Source organism: Rhizobium sp. BK650 (assembly GCF_014195325.1).
Taxonomy (GTDB): Bacteria; Pseudomonadota; Alphaproteobacteria; order Rhizobiales; family Rhizobiaceae; genus Rhizobium.
The window spans coordinates 214,176-231,806 of the sequence record NZ_JACIBK010000010.1 but is presented as its reverse complement, the minus strand read 5'-3'; the positions used below and the strand labels follow the sequence as shown (position 1 = coordinate 231,806).

The following is a 17,631-nucleotide window of genomic DNA, read 5'->3' as shown; positions in this document are numbered from 1 at the left end:
TCCACCTTTGCTATTTTTCCTTCGTTCTCGGCCTCGGCTGGCTCGATCGACTGCAACCGTATGTCCAGGTTTTCGCCACCTGAAGTCCGCGCGACAGAAACGGAGCGTCCAAAATCATGGACGCAAGCCGCACTGTCGGTGTGGGATTGCCTGGCAGGCCCTACCGGGGACCGAGATTCGACGCGTAGATTCCCGCGGAAAGCGTCATTGTGGAGGATCGTCCAAATTTTTGGACGCACATTCCGGCTTTTGACGGCTTCTTGCTCCCGTTGAGGTTCTCCATTTTCCAGGCACGGCTGTGGCATGAGCTAACAGCGAAACCCGGAGGCAGATATGTCAAAACCAAAGGTGCTGATCGCATTCTATTCGCGGAACAGCTCGACCGAAATTCTCGCAAATGCGATCGCTCAGGGAGCAATCGAGGAGGGCGCGGAGGTACGTCTTCGTCGCACGCGCGAATTTGTCGGCGATGAAATTATGTCCCAGGTGCCGGGCTGGCGCGAGAACGCGCAGGCTATGAACCAGAAATACGAAGCTCCGAGCGAGGCGGACGCCGAGTGGGCGGATGCGATTGTGTTCGGGACGCCTACGCGCTTTGGATCCATCTCCTCCGAACTCAAGGCCTATATCGATGGTCTCGGCGGCCTCTGGTTCCAAGGAAAACTCAATGGCAAGGTTGGCTCGGTTTTCGGCTCGACCTCGTCTCTGCACGGCGGAAACGAGTCCACACTCCTATCCATTTACACCCCGATGGCACATCTGGGGCTTATCATCGTTCCACTTGGCTACGCGGACCCGGCGATGTTCAAGGCTGGCACGCCCTACGGCGCAACACACGTCTCCGCCCGCGATAGCCTGAGGCCGGACGACGACCATTTGGCGGTCGCACGCTTCCAGGGGCGTCGAGTGACGTCGGTAACTCGCGGCCTGCTACATGCAAAAATTCCAAGCGCTGCCGCCTGACAATAACAAGATGGTGTGCCATGGGCACTTAGTCTGCCAGCCGAGGTAGGCATGTCAAAGTCCAGCTTCAGTCGGAAAAGAACACTGCCGCGGAGGCTCGCCGGCCTCGCGCTGTCTGTTTGGCGCTCGATGGGTGAACTCGGACAATCGTATTGCGTCCACGATTTCTCGAAGATTTTACGCCCTTTCAATTCGCCTTCGAGCAAAGACAGCACCAACACCATGGTTCACTCGGAGTCTAAGGCCTTGACTGGGCTCTTGAAGAAGTCGGATGGCCGAAAGAGCTAACAAAAAGATCGATTCAGCGAAGCGCGCCATGGACAGCTTGGTCGTAGAGATCGCCGACGCGTCGAGCGAAAGCATTGTTATCTATGACGCGGAAGGACGCATCGTTCATTGGAACGAGGCGTCCCATCTGCTTTACGGTGTCGTAAATTCGGAAGCAATCGGAAAGACAGCGGCTGAACTGTTCGGGGAGTCAATTGATGGACTCAGGCCGGACCACGTAGACTCGAAACGCTCTTGGCAGGGTATCGTCCAACGACGCACGGCGGATGGGATACCGTTGCTTGTCGAAATCCGAGTGAGACGTCATCGAGCCGAAGCAAACAACGCGGATTTCTTTATCGAACTTGGTCGGCAAGCAGATCCGCGCATAGTCGAAGGGGATTCGGTCGGCATCCAGAGGGACTGGGTGGCAGTCTGGAGTATTGATATATCCAGCGCAACCGCGGCACTCCGGAAAATGGCCAGTAGCGGCGAAGGCGGAGCAAACCATCTATCCGCTTCGGACCCCCGCTTCTTGGCTGACTATCTCAAAATCAAAGACTTAAACCTCACCGCCGCCAAACTGTTTGCAAATGAGGGCTCTCCAGCTGCAGTCATTGGCAAAAGCGCATACCGCTGCTGGCCGAAGAACCACAGGGATGCCCTGTTGGATATGACACTCGCCATGCTGCTGAAGGCAGAGAGCGATATTCCAATTATTAGACGGATCGTCGGAGCCGATACGCTTAGCGTATGGCGTGCGAGCCCCGAGCATCCCTCACTCATTTCGGTCAGCGTGACTGGATCGTGGAGCGATCTCGAGACCCATTGGGAAATCGCAGCAATTGAGCAGCGCTACCGAAATCTGATCGACAACATACCCCTTCCCGTCTGGCAGGTGGATGCTCGCGTCATGAGTGGTGTTATCGAAAATCTCAAGGCGTCCGGCATAGACAACATCGAGGCTTACCTTTCGGAGCAACCCGACTTAGTGCGTTTTGCCAGCGAGGCAGTCGTCGTTACGGAGATCAACGAGAGCGCGATGCGTCTCTTCCGAGGGACCAGAAGAGAAGACTTTCTGCAAGACGTATCATATCTCTTCGCCGGCACACCGGATGCCGCTTCTCGTGTAGTCATTGCTCACTTCGGAGGCGGACGGAACTACAGCGAGGAAATGAAAATCCGTACGTTCGATGGCGAGCTACTCGACGTTCTATTTTACGTTACGTTCCCTCAATATCCGGAGAAGCTGGACAAAACATTGATCATGATGATCGACGTCACAGAACAGCGTCGTATTGAGCAGCAACTCAGGAAGATCGAAGCCGATTTCGCCCATGCTGCTCGCATTTCCGCTCTCGGTGAATTGGTGACGTCGATTGCGCACGAAGTACGTCAGCCGCTTTCAGTCATCGTCACTGACGTTGACACGGGAATTCGGTGGCTCGCCCGAGAGGAACCAAATCTTCCCAAGGTTAAGTCGATTATGGCGCGGATCATGGAGAACGCCCATCGAGCGAATGAAGTCATCCGACGAATAAAGGACATGGCGGTAAAATCCGATCCTGTTCGCGATGTCGTCGATATCAATGACATCGTACGGGAGGCGGCCCTATTTGTGCGATCGGAGACCCAGACGCATCACATAGCGGTTACGGCCAGGCTCCCCGGCGGACTTCCCCAGATCAAAGGAGACCGCGTCCAGCTCCAGCAGGTCGTGGTCAACCTTTTGATCAACGGCATTCAAGCAATAGTGGCCAACAATCCCCGCATCCGTGAAATCTCTGTTGAGACAGACCAATCCGCAAACAAGATAGTTCTCATAGTCAGGGACACCGGAGGAGGCATACAAGCCAATGACTTAGAGAAGATCTTCGACGGCTTCTTTTCGCGAAAGGCCGACGGGATGGGAATGGGGCTCGCAATTTGCCGATCGATCATTGGCGATCACGGTGGTGCGATCTGGGCTGAAAACGATGGGACCCGTGGCGCGGTCTTTCGAGTAACGTTGCCGATCGTCGACGCCTCGCGAGAAGTTGCAATTGAAACAATTCCTCGTTTGATTGCAAACAGATAGCAAACATTAGTTTACTTGTCCGAGGAGGAATGAGCGGTAGAATGCACCCTGATCCGATGCCATCAATTCCGGTTGGAGGACCTGTCATGGCAGACGCTGCCAAATCCGTCGAGCCCCCTTTGGTACAGCGACAGGTCGTCCATATTGTCGAGGACGACGAACAGTTTCGTCTATCGCTCCTAGATCTCTTCCAATCGCTCGATATAGAGGCAGAAGCGTTCGAGGACGCGGCTTCGTTTTTTGAAAGGGCTTCAAAGGCCGACTCGGGATGTGTTCTCCTCGATGTCCGCCTTCCAGGGGTCGATGGTATCGAGTTTCAGGCGAAACTGCATGCTAACGGGTTCGATCTGCCCGTAATCTTCATGACCGCACATGGCGATGTCGCGACAAGCGTAACCGCGATGAAGGCCGGCGCGGTAGACTTTCTTCAGAAGCCGCTCCGCACCATAGATCTGCTTAACGCCATCGAAGCTGCCTTTTGCTTGGATCGCGACCAACAGCAGGAAAGGTACCACCGCATAGAAATCCAATCCCGCGCAAACACCCTTACGCAGCGCGAGACACAGATCTTCGGGCTGGTGGTCAGTGGCCTAATGAACAAGCAGATCGCATTTGAGCTGGGGATCAGCGAGATCATGGTCAAGCTTCATCGTGGTAGCGTGATGCGAAAGATGCACGCAAAATCTTTGGCCGACCTTGTTCGGCAATATGAACTCATCAGCTAGGTCTTAAACCTCCAGGCAACAATCGAAATCAGGCCCAGCAGGGCCAGCGACACAATCAGAGGTTCAATGCGTCCCAAGCCCCACACGATGGTCGCCATAGTTGATGATGATCGCTTTCTGTTGGAGTCACTCCATGACTTCTTCGACGCGATCGGTATTCGCAGCATGACCTACTGTTCCGCCGACGAATTCCTGGCGTCCGGTGATGTGAGCAAAGTGCATTGCGTTCTCGCCGACCTTAAAATGCCAGGCACCAGCGGCCTTCAGCTTTTGGAGTCGCTGGTCAAGCAAGGAGGCCCTCCAGTATGCATCATGACCTCGTTCGCCGACACTCGGACCAAAGCGGCGGTAGTGAACGGCGGCGCTGCAGGCTTTCTGGAAAAGCCTATCAACTCAACCGACTTGCTTGCTTTCATCTCCACAAAGAGCCGGCATTGAAGCCCACGTATAGCACAACCGGGGACTGCCTCCGCATCGACAGGCGGCATCCGAATGCGAAGAACACTCATATCACGGTTAGCCGCACAAACTGACGTATAGTGCATATCATCGTGGGAAGCGCGTAATTTTCCTGTTCATTGCAACAGGAGTACCAAATCGTGTTTGGAGAGCGAGGCTTCAGAAGCCTCATCAACCTTATGAAATCCCTGTGGAAGGGGACTTCAACTGAGCTCCCTCAGGGCCAGGGGTCTGAGCCACCTGTCACCCCGACCTATGTGCCGCAGGCATACCCCGATGGGTTTTCCTTCGGCAGCGGGAAAGCTGTATCCGATCGCCCTTCCGAAATAGAAAACGCCGAAAATGAAAGGTCATGAAGATCTTGCATTTGATCTGTAGCCCCCGAGGACACGCCTCTGCGAGTGCTGGTCTCTCCCGCCAAATGATTGATAGGCTGGTCGCATCAGCCAGCGAAATAGAGGTAATCGTTCGATGCCTGAACGACTCTAATATACCGCACATCGATCGTGAGTTTTCGATTTCATCGCGGACGCATTCGCGGATTGAGGAACCCATAGGATCACGGCTGCTATCCGACGAACTCATCGAGGAAGTCGTCGAAAGCGAAGCCATCGTGCTCGCTACCCCTATGCATAACCTAACAGTACCGTCCGCCCTAAAGGCATGGATTGACCACGTCGTGAGACCCAATAGGACGTTCCGTTACGTTGACAACAGGATGGTCGGCCTACTCTCCGATCGACCTGTATTCGTCAGCCTTTCCCAGGCCCTTGAAGTGGGCAGCGGGCCTGACTTCTTGCGTCCTTACCTTCGCACGATTTTTGCCGCGATGGGCATAACTAGCATCGAATTCTTTGCGTCGCTGGAAGGAAACAACGGCCGCTACGCGTTGCCTCAAGGGCTTGATGTCCTTCAAGAAATAGCACCTGAGACAACGCATGAGGCAATACATGAATTGTGGTCTCGCTACCGTTGACCTCAGGCCCCACAAGGCCCCATGGAGCTGAAGATGAATGGGAAAAAAGCTGATCCCCGCGCAGAGGTGATCGAATGGCTTTCGCAAGGCCTTCGCGATGAAGCCTCATCCGAGAGAATATTCGTACAGCTCTGCGAACGTCTGACTAAGGCGGGCATTGCGCTTAGTCGAGCGACCCTGCATTTCAGGGTCCATCATCCACAATGGCTGGGCACGCGCCTCATATGGTATCGAGGGTACAGCCAGGCGGACGTGCAGAACGTTGCATATGACGTCGAGGCATCAGACGTCTTTCGACTAAGCCCGTTCCAATTCGTCTTAGCCACCGGAAAGGAGGTCAGGCAGAAAATCCAGGTGCACGGCCCTCACAAGTATCCCGTATACGAGGAACTTCGCGATCAGGGCCAGACCGATTATATTGCGTGGCCACTCGACCACACGCAGGGTCGCCGCCATCTCGTAACGTTTGCCACAGACAGGCCGAGAGGTTTCGATGAGGCTGACATCGCTTTGATTTGCAGCACGCTGCCACTCTTCTCCTTGGTCACCGAGATCCGGCTCAAAAACCAGCTGGCAAGGACACTGCTTCAAACCTATGTTGGACCACACGCCAGTGAGCAGATCCTGGATGGTGCGACGACACGGGGCAGCGGTGCCACGGTGAGTGCCGCGATCATGGTCTGCGATCTACGGAATTTCACTAGCCTTTCTGGCAGCCAGCATAGGGATCGGGTTATCGACATCCTGAATGAATACTTTGACCTGATGGCTGATCCGATAGAAAGGCACGGCGGGGAAATTCTTAAATTTATGGGTGACGGGCTATTGGCCGTTTTCCCCCTCAACGAACCAAACGCCTGTCAAAGACTTATCGCAGCGTTGACCGCTGCATACGAGGCATTGGCACGCCGTACTTCAGAGAGGTTTCCGATCAAGTTCGGCACCGGTGTGCATGTGGGAGAGGTAATGTATGGCAACATCGGCTCGCAGAGAAGGCTCGACTTTACGGTGATTGGGCCTGCCGTAAACCTAGCGTCAAGGCTGGAAACCATGACAAAACAACTCAAGAGGCCGATTTTGATTTCCGCGGACTTTGTTGCTTCAGCTGGATGCGCGGCCCAGACAGATTGCCTCGGAATGCACATCATCAAAGGCTTCGATGAGATGATCGGGATTCATGCGCTCAACGTCTAGCAATCTGCTTTAGCCCGCATGGAGAAGCCGCGGTGTCGGAGGACGCTTCGATCGACACCGCGGCTCCCAGCGTTGTCCAAGCACGAGTTGGATACAACATTACGAGACTGGACCTGCCGGAAGGCCGGATCAATCTAACCATGGGTTTGGGCTGAGATCAGCCGCGATAGCAGTTCGCACTTCGTTGTAACTGAGCGCTCGCGGACATTGGATATTCCGAGCAAAAGCCCCTTTGCCGGACCGTGCGAAAAATACCACGGGGAAAGCGGAAGGACGCCAAGAGAGAGCCGCTGTGCCTCGGCCGCAATCGCGACATCGTCGGTTGTTCCCGGGAAGAACAAGCGAACCGACAGCGCACCTCCGAACTCGCATCGGACTCCAGGGTGGAGTTCGCGGCGGAGACTCTCGACAAGCAAGGTTTTGCGCCGCGCATACAATGTCTTCATACGTCGAAGATGTCGATAAAAATGCCCTCCTGCCATGAAGTCTTGCACCGCTTGTTGGGCAACGATCGAGCCCGCGGGCGCAAGGCAAGACACAAATGTACAGAACACCTCAGTGAGAGTTGGAGGCACGACCAGGAAGCCAAGTCGGAGGCCGGGGTTGAGCGTCTTGCTGAAGCTACCAATGTGAAGCACGCGCCCAAACTTGTCATCCGAAGCGAGGGCCGGGGCCGCCCTGCCCGTCAGTTGCAATTCGCCCGCGTAGTCGTCCTCTATGATCCAGGCGTTGGCCGCATTGGCCCAATCGAGGACCTTAGCGCGCCTGGCAACCGATAGAGCCATTCCAAGTGGCGCTTGTTGGCTCGGCGTCAGCACGGCAAACCGTACCTCACGCTCCGAACCGGGAATATTTACGCCTTCGCGATCAACAGGGGCAGAAATCGTTTCCACTCCAGCCTGATTGAGCGCGTGCCGAGTACGTGGGAACCCAGGGTCTTCGACGAATGCCTTGCTCCCGCGAAATCCCATTGCACCGAGCACGATGCCGAGCGCGCCAGCGAAACCCGATGTAATGAATACCTGATTGGGATGGCAACGATAGCCACGGGCAGTGGCAAGATATCCCGCAATCTCACGCCGTAGAGAAAGGAGCCCTTGCGGATCGGGATATACTTGCGGTCGCGCACTCTGAATCGCGATCGCTCTGCGCCAAGCACCGTGCCAGGCCTTTGCAGGGAATTGATCTTGAGCGGGAATTCCCAGCTGAAAATACTGGGGAGCTTCCTCGAAATCGTAAAACAGTCCTTGTGAAGCCCGCACCGGGGGCAAGCTCTCCAAGGGTACTGCTGGAAGCGTCATGGACACACGAGTTCCAGCTCTCCCCTTGGTGACGATGAGTCCTTGGTCCTGTAGCAAATCATAAGCCCGCTTGACGGTTCCCCGAGACACACCCAACTGCGCCGAAAGGTCCTTCCAAGAAAAAATCCGTGATCCCTTCTCGAGCACGCCGCTCAGGATCGCGGTGCGCATTCCGATGAAAATCTGTTGGGTAATCGAGACTCTGTGCTCGCGGTTTACCAGCGGGAGGAATGCACCCGTCATTCGGTACAACGCCTTTCTACCGTATTGGGCCTATCGGGTTTCGGTACCTTCGACCATGGTCCTCAAAATTGACCTTTGAAGGAGTGGATATGTTTTCCCGAGCGCTTTTGATACTGGCCGCCGCAACGTTGTCAACGCATACCGCCACCGCCTCGGATGTCCATGGTGGGACCGCCAAAATATCGATCGTATTCGATCGGGCTCTACCGAATGTACCTGGAAAAAGCATGAAGGGCGTGCTCGTCGAATACGGACCGGGCGGTTCGTCTTCGGCTCATATCCACCCCAAATCAGCGTTCATCTACGCGACTGTCCTAACGGGCGCGATCAAGAGCAAGGTTAACGACGGCCCCGAGACAGTCTACAAGGCCGGCGAGAACTTCTCCGAGCTGCCGGGCGACCGCCACGGGGTGAGCGCCAACGCCAGCGCCACGGAGCCTGCCAGCCTCCTTGCGGTGTTTGTCGTAGACACAAATGAGACGAACCTCGTCACAGACATAGATCCGTAATCCTCGCAGACTTACCGCTCGAAGCCGAACTCCGAACGACAGCATCAGCAGAGCTCGTTATGAAGCACGTCCTCGTACTCGCCCGCGACCAAGCGACGAGACTGGAACTTACCGAGCTCATGAGACAGCACGACATTCGGGCCACCCATGTCGCCGACCGCAAACATCTGTTAGGTATCCTTTCGACTGATGTAGTGGACGCATTGCTGATCGAGATTGATACTGATGAGATGGTGAATGTCATACGCCATCTCACAACGGCTACACATGCCCCCATTCTGGTCGTCGGGGCGGAAGGCTCGATCGAGGAAGATAAAGTTCGCGGACTTGAAGCTGGCGCGAGCGATTACATTTGCAAACCTGTTGGAAACCGTGAACTCGTTGCCAGGGTAAAGGCGGCAATGAGAGACAGAGCGGGCTTTAACCTCCTGCGCGAGCGACGCTCGTACCGATTCAGCGGTTACGAGCTTTTCGTGCGGCAACGACTTCTCAGGCACGCCATCGCAGGCGAAATCAAACTGACGACCGCGGAATTCAATCTGTTGACGGTTTTTTTGGCCAGCCCACGGACGATATTGACGCGCGAGCGCTTGCTATCGGCAAGCAGGCTTCATGAGGGCGAGATTTCCGATCGCAGCCTTGATGCCTTGGTATTGCGGCTCCGCCGGAAAGTCGAAATTGATCCCGCCAAACCACGGCTGATACGGACGGTGCGCGGCTCTGGTTATCTCTTCGACAGTGAAGTCGCCACCGAAGCAAAAGGTTTGTGAAAAATCTGACAGTGGTCCCAAGTCAGCAAAGTGCAATGCGCAAACTTCGGTATAGCTACAAGGTCAACCGTTTAGCACCTAAGGTATTCGAAAGCTGGTTGGTTGCCCCTTGAATTCGGAAGCCCCGAAATCCGGCGGAGCGTCGTAGCCGATAATTTCTCTCTACCCTCAGCGCCTTTGCAACGGTGCTGAGTGGTTGGTGGATGCGAGCACTATGGGTCCGTACATGGCCGTTACGTTATACACGCATTATCTTCGCGACCTTAAAAAGATCATCAGCCGCATTCGCGACAGACCTTTCGAATTTGACCACGCCGACGTCCACATAGCGTTATGCAAAAACGGTTTTGGATATAGGTGCCGCGATCGCGTCGAACATGGCCAGCTCTTCTCAGAGCATCACATGGGTCCATTGACCGTGCAAGATTGGCAGCCTGACCACAAGGGGTTCGGACGCGCGGAGATCGATGAGTTCTTCGAACTGCCCCAAGTCTTCGCGTATTCGGATCGAGTGTTAGATGCCGAGAAGAACCCGTTGTCCGTCGCTCATTGGGATGCGACAATCGGAATTGTCGACATCGAAGTCCGGGAGCGACGCGTGCCCGCTCGCAGACAGCGTATGCTGTTCGCTGGCTTCACGGACTTGATTCACGCAGAGTTCTTTCTCGCAGTCGAGCGCGACCTCATAGTCCAAGATCACCAACCCGGAATCCTGCTGTACGAGTGGCGGGAGACTCTGCGTGAGGGGGCAACGCCATCGGTGGTGCCACGCTTAGCCAAAACGCCGGTTTGACGAGCGCGTGATCGCCAGTATCAGCTAAATCGCAATTGCACGAGGCCTCACGCGGCACCGTATATAACGTATGTATAAGTTTCAATTCTTTACTATATCGGTACGGTATAATTCTTGAATGGCTAACAAGCCCAGCCGTCATTCAAGTATTATTGATTTTACTTCGGAGAAAACCATGGAAAAATCTTCTCTTAGCGCGACTCGACGTGACGTCGTAGCCGGAACACTCACCCTTGCGGCGGCCGCGGCCGCCGCAGGAGCGCAGCCAGCGTCGGCGACGAGCAAAAGGAAGCAACAAGCCGCCGCCTCCGAGAGTCACAACTCGGTTACTGTCAGCGATGGCACGCGAATTTTCTTCAAGGATTGGGGCCCCAAGGATGCTCAGCCTATCGTGTTCCATCACGGCTGGCCCCTTAGTGGCGACGACTGGGACAACCAGATGCTCTTCTTCCTCGGAAAGGGCTATCGGGTAATTGCACATGATCGCCGGGGGCACGGCAGATCGTCGCAAGTAAGCGGGGGGCACGATATGGATCACTATGCAGCCGACGTTGCCGCGGTCGTAGAGCACCTCGACCTTCGAAACGCGATCCACGTTGGTCACTCGACCGGCGGCGGTGAAGCAGCCCGCTACACAGCTCGCCATGGCAAGGGTCGCGTCTCCAAACTCGTACTGATCGGCGCTGTTCCGCCGATCATGGTGAAGACGCCCGCGAATCCGGGCGGTCTCCCGATCGAGGTCTTTGATGGGTTCCGCGCTGCACTCGCGGCCAACCGTTCGCAGTTCTATTTTGATGTTGCAAGCGGTCCGTTCTACGGTTTCAACCGTGAGGGGGTTACGCCAAACGACGCCACGATCAAGAACTGGTGGCGTCAAGGGATGGAAGGGGCTGCGAATGCGCACTACCTGGGAATCAAGGCCTTCTCAGAGACCGATTTTACCGAAGATTTGAAGATGATCGAGGTGCCTACACTCGTGCTGCACGGTGATGACGATCAAGTGGTCCCGGTTGCTGATTCAGCAGAACTTTCCGCGAAGCTTCTTCAAAGGCCAACGCTAAAGATCTACCCCGGCCTGCCTCACGGCATGGCGACAACGCACGCCGATGTCATTAACGCCGACATTCTTGCGTTCATTCAAGCTTGATTGGTGTGGGGGCGCTTGGCGACAAACGCCCCCTTTTCGACCGTGCGATCGCAGGCGACTTCGTAGCAGACGTCTTCAAGGGTGCAGGCAGCTTTGCTCCCAGTCTCGACGGTCTTCAGGTTCTGATTATGTCTTATAGGAAGAAAGGCCGCAGACACGTTCTGCGGCCTTTCCAGTTGAATGGTATCATGCCACTCAGCGTGCCGGCGGCGGCGTGGCCGTCTTAACCCAGTCCGAATAAGCAGTTCGCCCGAGGTGGACGCCAGGCCCTGGCATCAACATTCTGTCGTTGAGCACTACGCCGAAATACGGAGTCTTGCTGTCGACGACGATTTCGCGCTTGTCACCAATCTGACGGAGGTATTTCGTCACGGCGTCCGAGATGCGGATTGGTTCCGGTCCCGCGATTTCCCTTACCCCATTGGAAGGTGAACCTACCACTATCTCCGCAAGAGCGTCGGCCACGTCATCGGAGAAAATTGGCTGCATCATCGCGGGCGAAAGGTGGACCTTATCACCCTGGGCACCGGACTGAGCGATGCCGAACATGAACTCGAAAAACTGGGTAGAGTGAACGATCGTATAGGGAATATTGGACTCCCGGATAAGATTCTCTTGAGCCAGCTTGGCCCGAAAATAGCCGCTTTCTTGCAATCGCTCGGTGCCGACGACCGAAAGCGCCACGTGGTGCTTAACACCAGCAACAGTCTCGGCGGAAAGCAGGTTACGGCCGGAGGTCTGAAAAAACTCCATGACAGCCTTGTCCTCAAACGACGGAGAATTCGCTACGTCAACGACAACCTCCGCGCCTGCGAGCACGTCTGCCAGTCCTTCGCCGGTCACAGTGTTCACACCAGACGCTGGAGATGCTGCGATCGCTTCATGCCCCTTGGCCTCAAGGCGCTTCACCAGTTTGGAACCGATCAAGCCGGTTCCGCCAATCACGACGATTTTCATTGTTTGCTCCTACTACGGTGATCTATCCGCAACGCCAGATGATGCCGGCACCGCAGATTCGTGCGGTCAGGTCGCAGTCGACGAAGACTAGCGATCCTCTCGATGGAAGATCTCCAATACGACCGACCGATCACGGCTTGACCTGCGGGAAGTCTATGGGAATATCCCAAGGAGCCTAGCTAAACGTATGTTGGGGGATGACCGTAGCCTGCCAACTACGCCGGCAGACCTGCCGCGAAACGAACGCATCTCACCGAGCAAGCGGCGAAGCCTAAGTGCAGTGAATCAGTCCCGCTGTAGCATCTCAGCTTTGCGGACAAGATCGGGAAGAGAGCGGCTTTCCATCTTACGCATAACACTCATACGATGGAGCTTGACGGTCATCTCGCTGATTCCAAGCTGGTAGGCGACTTGCTTGTTCATCAGGCCACTCACGACGGCAAGCATTACTTCAGTTTCCCGTGGCGTTAGTGTGTCGGCAAGCGACTTCACTCGATCGACCTCAGCCGCCGCATTGCGACGCTTGCAATCCACTTCGATTGCGTGATCGACGGCCTGTAGAAGGTCCTTATTTGAAAAAGGTTTGGTTATGAAGTCGGTGGCCCCCGCCTTCATTGCGCGAACGCTCGTGGGTATGTCGGCGAACGCCGTTAGGAATATCACTGGGAGTTTGCTCCCTATCGAAATGAGGCGATCCTGCAAGTCGAGCCCGTTACCATCGGGCATCCTCACATCAACGACAACGCATCCCGGCACCGTTGTATCGGCCCGCTGGAAAAACTCTGAACCGCAGGAGAACGCAAAGGCACGCTTCTTTGTGACCAGAAAGAGGTCGAGCAATGCTTCCCGCATCTCGACGTCGTCGTCAACCACATACACAATGGGTTCAGCAGACGTGTCTAGCCTTACGTTTGCGTTTTGCACCTTAATTCCGCCTTTCAATCTAAGCTCGCGTCACATGACGGACCCCGTCATCAAGTGGGCGCTCGTGGTTTCTCTAGCACAGTTCAGCAACGACGGGGCCATAAACGTTGGTTTAGGTCCCTCCCCTCGCCTCCACGCCAACTCCCCACCTCATTGTCGCAGCCGTGGCGCAGGATGCAGAGGTTAGGTCAAGCTAAAACTTCGTTTAGTCGCGAGGCACGAAGCAAGCTTCTAGGGTTCAGAGCCCTTTAATATGTAGGAGTCTCGCATGAAGGTGGTTGTTGTAGGTGCTAGCGGCACCATGGGCTCGAAGGCAGTAAGATACCTTGAGCGCGATGGGCGGGCTGTCGTAGAGGCATCCAAGAAGATCGGCGTCAATGCATTGACTGGTCAAGGCTTGGACGAGGCCTTCGATGGTGCGGACGCAATAATAGACGTTACGAACTTCGGCTCGTTCGGGAGCGGAGACGTTCTCGGGCTCTTTAAACAAGCGGGAACTAATCTACTGACGTCGGCGAAGAAGCACAACGTCGGGCACTATCTCGTCCTCTCTGTAGTCGGAGCGGAAAGTCTCGTAGAGAACGACTATTTTCGCGCGAAACTCGTCCAGGAGAACCTCGTCCGAGCTTCTGGATTGCCGCACACGATCGTCCGCTCCACACAATTCTTTGAATTTCTGAGCGAAATAGTGAACACTTCCACGGAGGACGGTGTGATCCAACTCCCATCACTTCGGCTCCAGCCGGTCGCCGGCGATGAGGCAGCAGCCTGGATAGCCAAGCTGAGTGCCGAGGAGCCTAAAAACTCAATCGTGGAAATAGGTGGTCCCGAACCGACTAACCTGGTCGATCTTGCAAACGAACTAATGACAATCACCGAAGACGCGCGGCCAATAACTTCGGATCCGGAAGCTCGCTACTTTGGAATCTCGGTCCGCCCTGAGGGTCTGATCCCGACAATGCCTACCGCTCTGGGGAAACTGACGTATCACGACTGGCTGTCGAGAACATTGTACGTCTGAGCAGAGTGCCGGAGCATGAGGCTCTGGCACGAATGTTGGCGCTGTGGGTCAGAGATGAGCGGTTGCGAAGCGCTTGGCACTCACTCGAGACTGCGCGTACGCCCAAAAAGTGCCAGCGATGCCAAAAAGCGACGGGAGGCTTACAGCGGGAAAATCGCGCAGGAGAACAGACGCGGAGCAGATACCGACAGCTACTTCCCAGAGGTGGAAGCAGGCGTGAGCGATCAGCCAGAGCGTTGCGGCTCCCCAGAGTTCGATACGGCGCTCCGGTTTAAACGTACCGATAGCAAATGCCAGCGCGATAAATCCTTGGATAATGCCGATATCCCGGATGAAATGTTGATTGTAAAGGCCTGTATCGGTGACCCCGGGCACGAAGTAGTACCACCCTTCTGGGTCATAGAGCATGTGAATCGAGAGCCATCCGGCCAACATCACGTTGAACCACACCATCGCGAGTATACAATATTTGAGAATTGGCATTTCAAGCTCCTTCGGTTGACTGCCGAAGAAACTATCATCGTGACATGCTTATAACCTCCCAAACGAAGGTTTGGGCATCGAGCGCAGATGTGCTGTTGGAGGGAAACTTACAGAGCTTGTAATCTATCTGCCAAACGGGAGCTGTTCGGCATGAAGTGCAGGTTTTCTTCAGTTTGCAGGCGTCGTATCCGACGAAGCCCCTCATTGCGATCGAGAAGAATACCGAATTGCAGGACGGTGATGCGGCGCGGATCTATCTGCAGTCGCCAGGCTTCACGTCCCGGCGCTAGCCAGAGCGGGTTTGCGTTCTCAGCAAAAAGGGAAAAATCATTTAGCGGTAGGTGGACTTGCCGTAGACGAGCTCGAGCTTCTTTATGAACTGTAACAGAGAGTTCGCCTTCGTCTTCTTCATCATTCGGCTTCGACGGATCTTCACCATCATTTCGCTAATATCGAGACGGTGAGAGGTGCGATCTGCTCGTTCTGATCACCCTCCGTTACACACCTCACGACTTCGGCTTCACGGGGCGTCAGCATCTCGATCAAGGTCGCTTTCGGCGGCCAGAACTCGAAGCCAGATCTCGATTTATACACTACGGACGGCCGCTAGAACGGCGAAATCGTCCAGGGACTTCAGGAGAAAGTCGCACGCGCCGCGCTTCATGGCGTCAACAGCCATCGGAATGGTGGCATCTCTGGTCATAAAGACAACTGGTAGCGGAGTCTTGCGCCGCCGATCGTTGCTGGACGTCGAAGCCGTCGATATGCGTGTCAAAAAGCAAGCAGCCCGGTGCCCGAAGGTCGACTGAATCGAACGGGTCCGCGGCGGTCGCGTAGCTTCGCGCTTCGATGTGGCAAAACGGAAAAGCTTGAGCAGCGAAGGCCTCGTTTCTTCGTCTCCATCGACGATGAAGACCCTTGTTACGCCGGGCATCTGTTCGATCTGGCATTGTGGATCTCGAGTTCCGTTGTTGCGAGCGCTGCTGGCGGCTTTAGCAGGAGGCCCGGCGCGTGCCTCCTACCCCACAGCTTCGCCTTCACTTCAAGACAACCACTCGTTTGATTGGCGATCACATCACGCGACGCTACACCACGCCATTCTGCGCCCGCCGTTCGCGGAGGTCGCTAAACCAACCTGTGAAAGCTGAGAAATACCCGATGAAGCTCTATTATTGCCCCTTTGCTTGCAGTCTCGCCGACCATATCGCCTTGGAAGAAGCCGGCATTGACTTCGAGCGCGAGCGGGTCGATCTCAAATTGAAGGTCACCGCGTCAGGACAGAACTACATCAAACTAACATCGAAGGGATACGTTCCAGCGCTCCAATTGGACAACGGTGAAATCATCACCGAGAACGTTGCAATCCTCGATTGGATCGCATCTCACTACCCCAAGCTCGGCATTCGAGGAGAATTGGGCCGCACGCGCCTCCTCGAAGCGCTCGCCTATATCTCCACTGAATTGCATCGTAGCCTGCGCCCGCTCTGGCATTCTGGTAGCGATCAAGAGATGGCGGAAGCGCGCGCCGCGATCGAGACGCGGCTCGAATTTCTGTCGAATAGTCTCGCGGGCGACTATCTGTTTGGGGAACACCCAACAGTCGCTGACTGCTACCTCTTTGTCATGTTGCTTTGGGCCGAGCGTTTCGGCCTTGAAGTTCCCAAGCCTCTTGTCGGACTACGCGAACGGATGCGGACGCGTCCTGCGGTAAAGGTGGCGCTGGCCATCGAGGGGCTCAGCTGAAGCGTTTCCACCGACCCGCCTAAACTGACAGGTCGGTGGGACGTTTCCTCAGGTCAAATGCATACCGCCATCTACGATTAGTTCGATTCCGTTGACGAAGGTTCCCTTCGACGCGAGGAACAATGCCGCCTCAGCGAGTTCTTCAGGTCGGCCCATCCGACCCGCGGGGATCAAATCCGCCATGTGCGCCTCGAAGCCCGGTCGGTCGGCGTCACTCACGCCGAGCTTGCCGAGTATTTCCGTTTCGACTGGCCCGGGGCTCAGGATATTGACCCGGATACCACGGTTCCGGAACTCAATCGCCCAGTTCCGCGCGAAAGCTGCTAGGGCCGCCTTTGAGCCGGCGTACACTGTGTGCTGCGGAAGCACCTTTGTGGCGGCCAAAGAGCTTGTAACGATGATATTGCCGCCGTCGCGGATCAGTGGTGCAACTGCCTGAACGCCAAAAAAGACGCCGCGAGCATTGATGTCGAAGTGCCGGTCGAATTCGCTCTCAGTGACCCTACTCGAGCCCTCAAGACTAATCACACCCGCGTTCGCGACATAGATATCAATTGCACCGAACTTGCGCCGCACCGTTTCGGCCAAGCGTTGATGGAAATCGATCTGCGAGACGTCGCCACAGACGCCTAATGCTTGATGGCCGATTTCTGCCGCGGCAGCTTCGACGACGTCTTGGCGACGGCCGGTAATCAAGACCTGTGCGCCTTCCTCAGCGAAACGCCTGGCAGTCGCTTTTCCGATGCCGCTATTGCCACCGGTAATCACTGCAATTTTTCCTTCAAGTGATCTCATGGATTGAACTCCGTTTTCGATCTCATCGAAATACGTTCCGGGCACGCAAAGTATTAGCCGGCCAGCTGGCACATCAATCATTCCTCAGCTTGTGGAATAGGCCGACGGGCCTGACAGCTAGGCACCTTCAACAGGACTGCGCCAGATCTTTAGACCTCCAGCGGCGCTGTCGTCCGGTAAAGGAGTGAATCCGAGGCCGCTTTTTAGAAGAGACTCTGTCGACTCCTCTGCGGATATCCACTCCGGAAATCCATCGACCTTGATCCTAACTCTCCGTCTCATCC

At 55.5% G+C, this 17,631-nt stretch carries 17 protein-coding genes; 12 read left to right on the top strand and 5 right to left on the bottom strand.

All coding sequences use genetic code 11. The annotated features are described in order from the left end of the window. Positions 1-333: 333 nt before the first annotated feature. From wrbA to FHX15_RS22880, 6 genes are all read left to right on the top strand, one after another. On the top strand, positions 334-963 hold the full coding sequence (gene wrbA / locus FHX15_RS22905; protein ID WP_184400654.1) for an NAD(P)H:quinone oxidoreductase: 630 nt from the start codon (positions 334-336) through the stop codon (positions 961-963). Positions 964-1,234: 271 nt separating this feature from the next. Next, a complete protein-coding gene (locus FHX15_RS22900; RefSeq protein WP_184400653.1) occupies positions 1,235-3,307 on the top strand; it encodes an ATP-binding protein in 2,073 nt (690 codons plus the stop codon). Positions 3,308-3,393: 86 nt separating this feature from the next. Beyond that, positions 3,394-4,032 carry a response regulator transcription factor gene (locus tag FHX15_RS22895; RefSeq protein ID WP_184400652.1) on the top strand — a complete coding sequence of 213 codons (639 nt, stop codon included), beginning with the start codon at positions 3,394-3,396 and terminating at the stop codon, positions 4,030-4,032. 66 nt (positions 4,033-4,098) lie between these two features. Next, entirely contained in the window at positions 4,099-4,470 is a 372-nt protein-coding gene (locus FHX15_RS22890; RefSeq protein ID WP_184400651.1) for a response regulator transcription factor, read from the top strand. A gap of 373 nt (positions 4,471-4,843) precedes the next feature. Then, positions 4,844-5,467 carry an NAD(P)H-dependent oxidoreductase gene (locus FHX15_RS31805; protein WP_184400650.1) on the top strand — a complete coding sequence of 208 codons (624 nt, stop codon included), beginning with the start codon at positions 4,844-4,846 and terminating at the stop codon, positions 5,465-5,467. Positions 5,468-5,488: 21 nt separating this feature from the next. Beyond that, positions 5,489-6,661, top strand: coding sequence for an adenylate/guanylate cyclase domain-containing protein (locus tag FHX15_RS22880; protein WP_246779034.1), 1,173 nt, complete (start codon positions 5,489-5,491; stop codon positions 6,659-6,661). Positions 6,662-6,795: 134 nt separating this feature from the next. On the opposite strand, the gene FHX15_RS22875 is transcribed toward FHX15_RS22880, so the two are convergent. Then, on the bottom strand, positions 6,796-8,205 hold the full coding sequence (locus FHX15_RS22875) for a PLP-dependent aminotransferase family protein (RefSeq protein WP_184400649.1): 1,410 nt from the start codon (positions 8,203-8,205) through the stop codon (positions 6,796-6,798). Between the two features lie 89 nt (positions 8,206-8,294). Between FHX15_RS22875 and FHX15_RS22870 the strand changes: the two genes are divergently transcribed. The 4 genes from FHX15_RS22870 to FHX15_RS22855 all read left to right on the top strand — a co-directional run bounded on the left by FHX15_RS22870 (position 8,295) and on the right by FHX15_RS22855 (position 11,424). Next, positions 8,295-8,714, top strand: a complete 420-nt coding sequence (locus tag FHX15_RS22870; RefSeq protein ID WP_184400648.1) for a cupin domain-containing protein — start codon at positions 8,295-8,297, stop codon at positions 8,712-8,714. A gap of 59 nt (positions 8,715-8,773) precedes the next feature. Further along, positions 8,774-9,484 (top strand): winged helix-turn-helix domain-containing protein, encoded by a 711-nt coding sequence (locus tag FHX15_RS22865; protein ID WP_184400647.1) that lies wholly within the window; start codon positions 8,774-8,776, stop codon positions 9,482-9,484. A gap of 226 nt (positions 9,485-9,710) precedes the next feature. Further along, positions 9,711-10,277: a hypothetical protein gene (locus FHX15_RS22860; protein WP_184400646.1), complete on the top strand. Its 567-nt coding sequence runs from the start codon at positions 9,711-9,713 to the stop codon at positions 10,275-10,277. 175 nt (positions 10,278-10,452) lie between these two features. Further along, positions 10,453-11,424: an alpha/beta fold hydrolase gene (locus FHX15_RS22855; protein WP_184400645.1), complete on the top strand. Its 972-nt coding sequence runs from the start codon at positions 10,453-10,455 to the stop codon at positions 11,422-11,424. 195 nt (positions 11,425-11,619) lie between these two features. Here the strand turns inward: FHX15_RS22855 and FHX15_RS22850 are convergent, their stop codons facing one another. Both FHX15_RS22850 and FHX15_RS22845 read right to left on the bottom strand, forming a co-directional pair. Beyond that, entirely contained in the window at positions 11,620-12,381 is a 762-nt protein-coding gene (locus tag FHX15_RS22850; RefSeq protein WP_184400644.1) for an SDR family oxidoreductase, read from the bottom strand. A gap of 285 nt (positions 12,382-12,666) precedes the next feature. Continuing rightward, positions 12,667-13,305, bottom strand: a complete 639-nt coding sequence (locus tag FHX15_RS22845; RefSeq protein ID WP_184400643.1) for a response regulator transcription factor — start codon at positions 13,303-13,305, stop codon at positions 12,667-12,669. 268 nt (positions 13,306-13,573) lie between these two features. Here FHX15_RS22845 and FHX15_RS22840 point away from each other — a divergent pair, with 268 nt between their 5' ends. Next, positions 13,574-14,326: an SDR family oxidoreductase gene (locus FHX15_RS22840; protein ID WP_184400642.1), complete on the top strand. Its 753-nt coding sequence runs from the start codon at positions 13,574-13,576 to the stop codon at positions 14,324-14,326. Positions 14,327-14,374: 48 nt separating this feature from the next. Here FHX15_RS22840 and FHX15_RS22835 read toward each other — a convergent pair whose 3' ends face one another. Beyond that, a complete protein-coding gene (locus FHX15_RS22835; protein ID WP_184400641.1) occupies positions 14,375-14,809 on the bottom strand; it encodes a hypothetical protein in 435 nt (144 codons plus the stop codon). Between the two features lie 1,158 nt (positions 14,810-15,967). On the opposite strand from FHX15_RS22835, the gene FHX15_RS22825 reads away from it, so the two are divergent. Further along, positions 15,968-16,552, top strand: a complete 585-nt coding sequence (locus FHX15_RS22825) for a glutathione S-transferase C-terminal domain-containing protein (RefSeq protein WP_184400639.1) — start codon at positions 15,968-15,970, stop codon at positions 16,550-16,552. Between the two features lie 48 nt (positions 16,553-16,600). Here FHX15_RS22825 and FHX15_RS22820 read toward each other — a convergent pair whose 3' ends face one another. Next, positions 16,601-17,347, bottom strand: coding sequence for an SDR family NAD(P)-dependent oxidoreductase (locus FHX15_RS22820; RefSeq protein WP_184400638.1), 747 nt, complete (start codon positions 17,345-17,347; stop codon positions 16,601-16,603). Positions 17,348-17,631 lie beyond the last annotated feature (284 nt).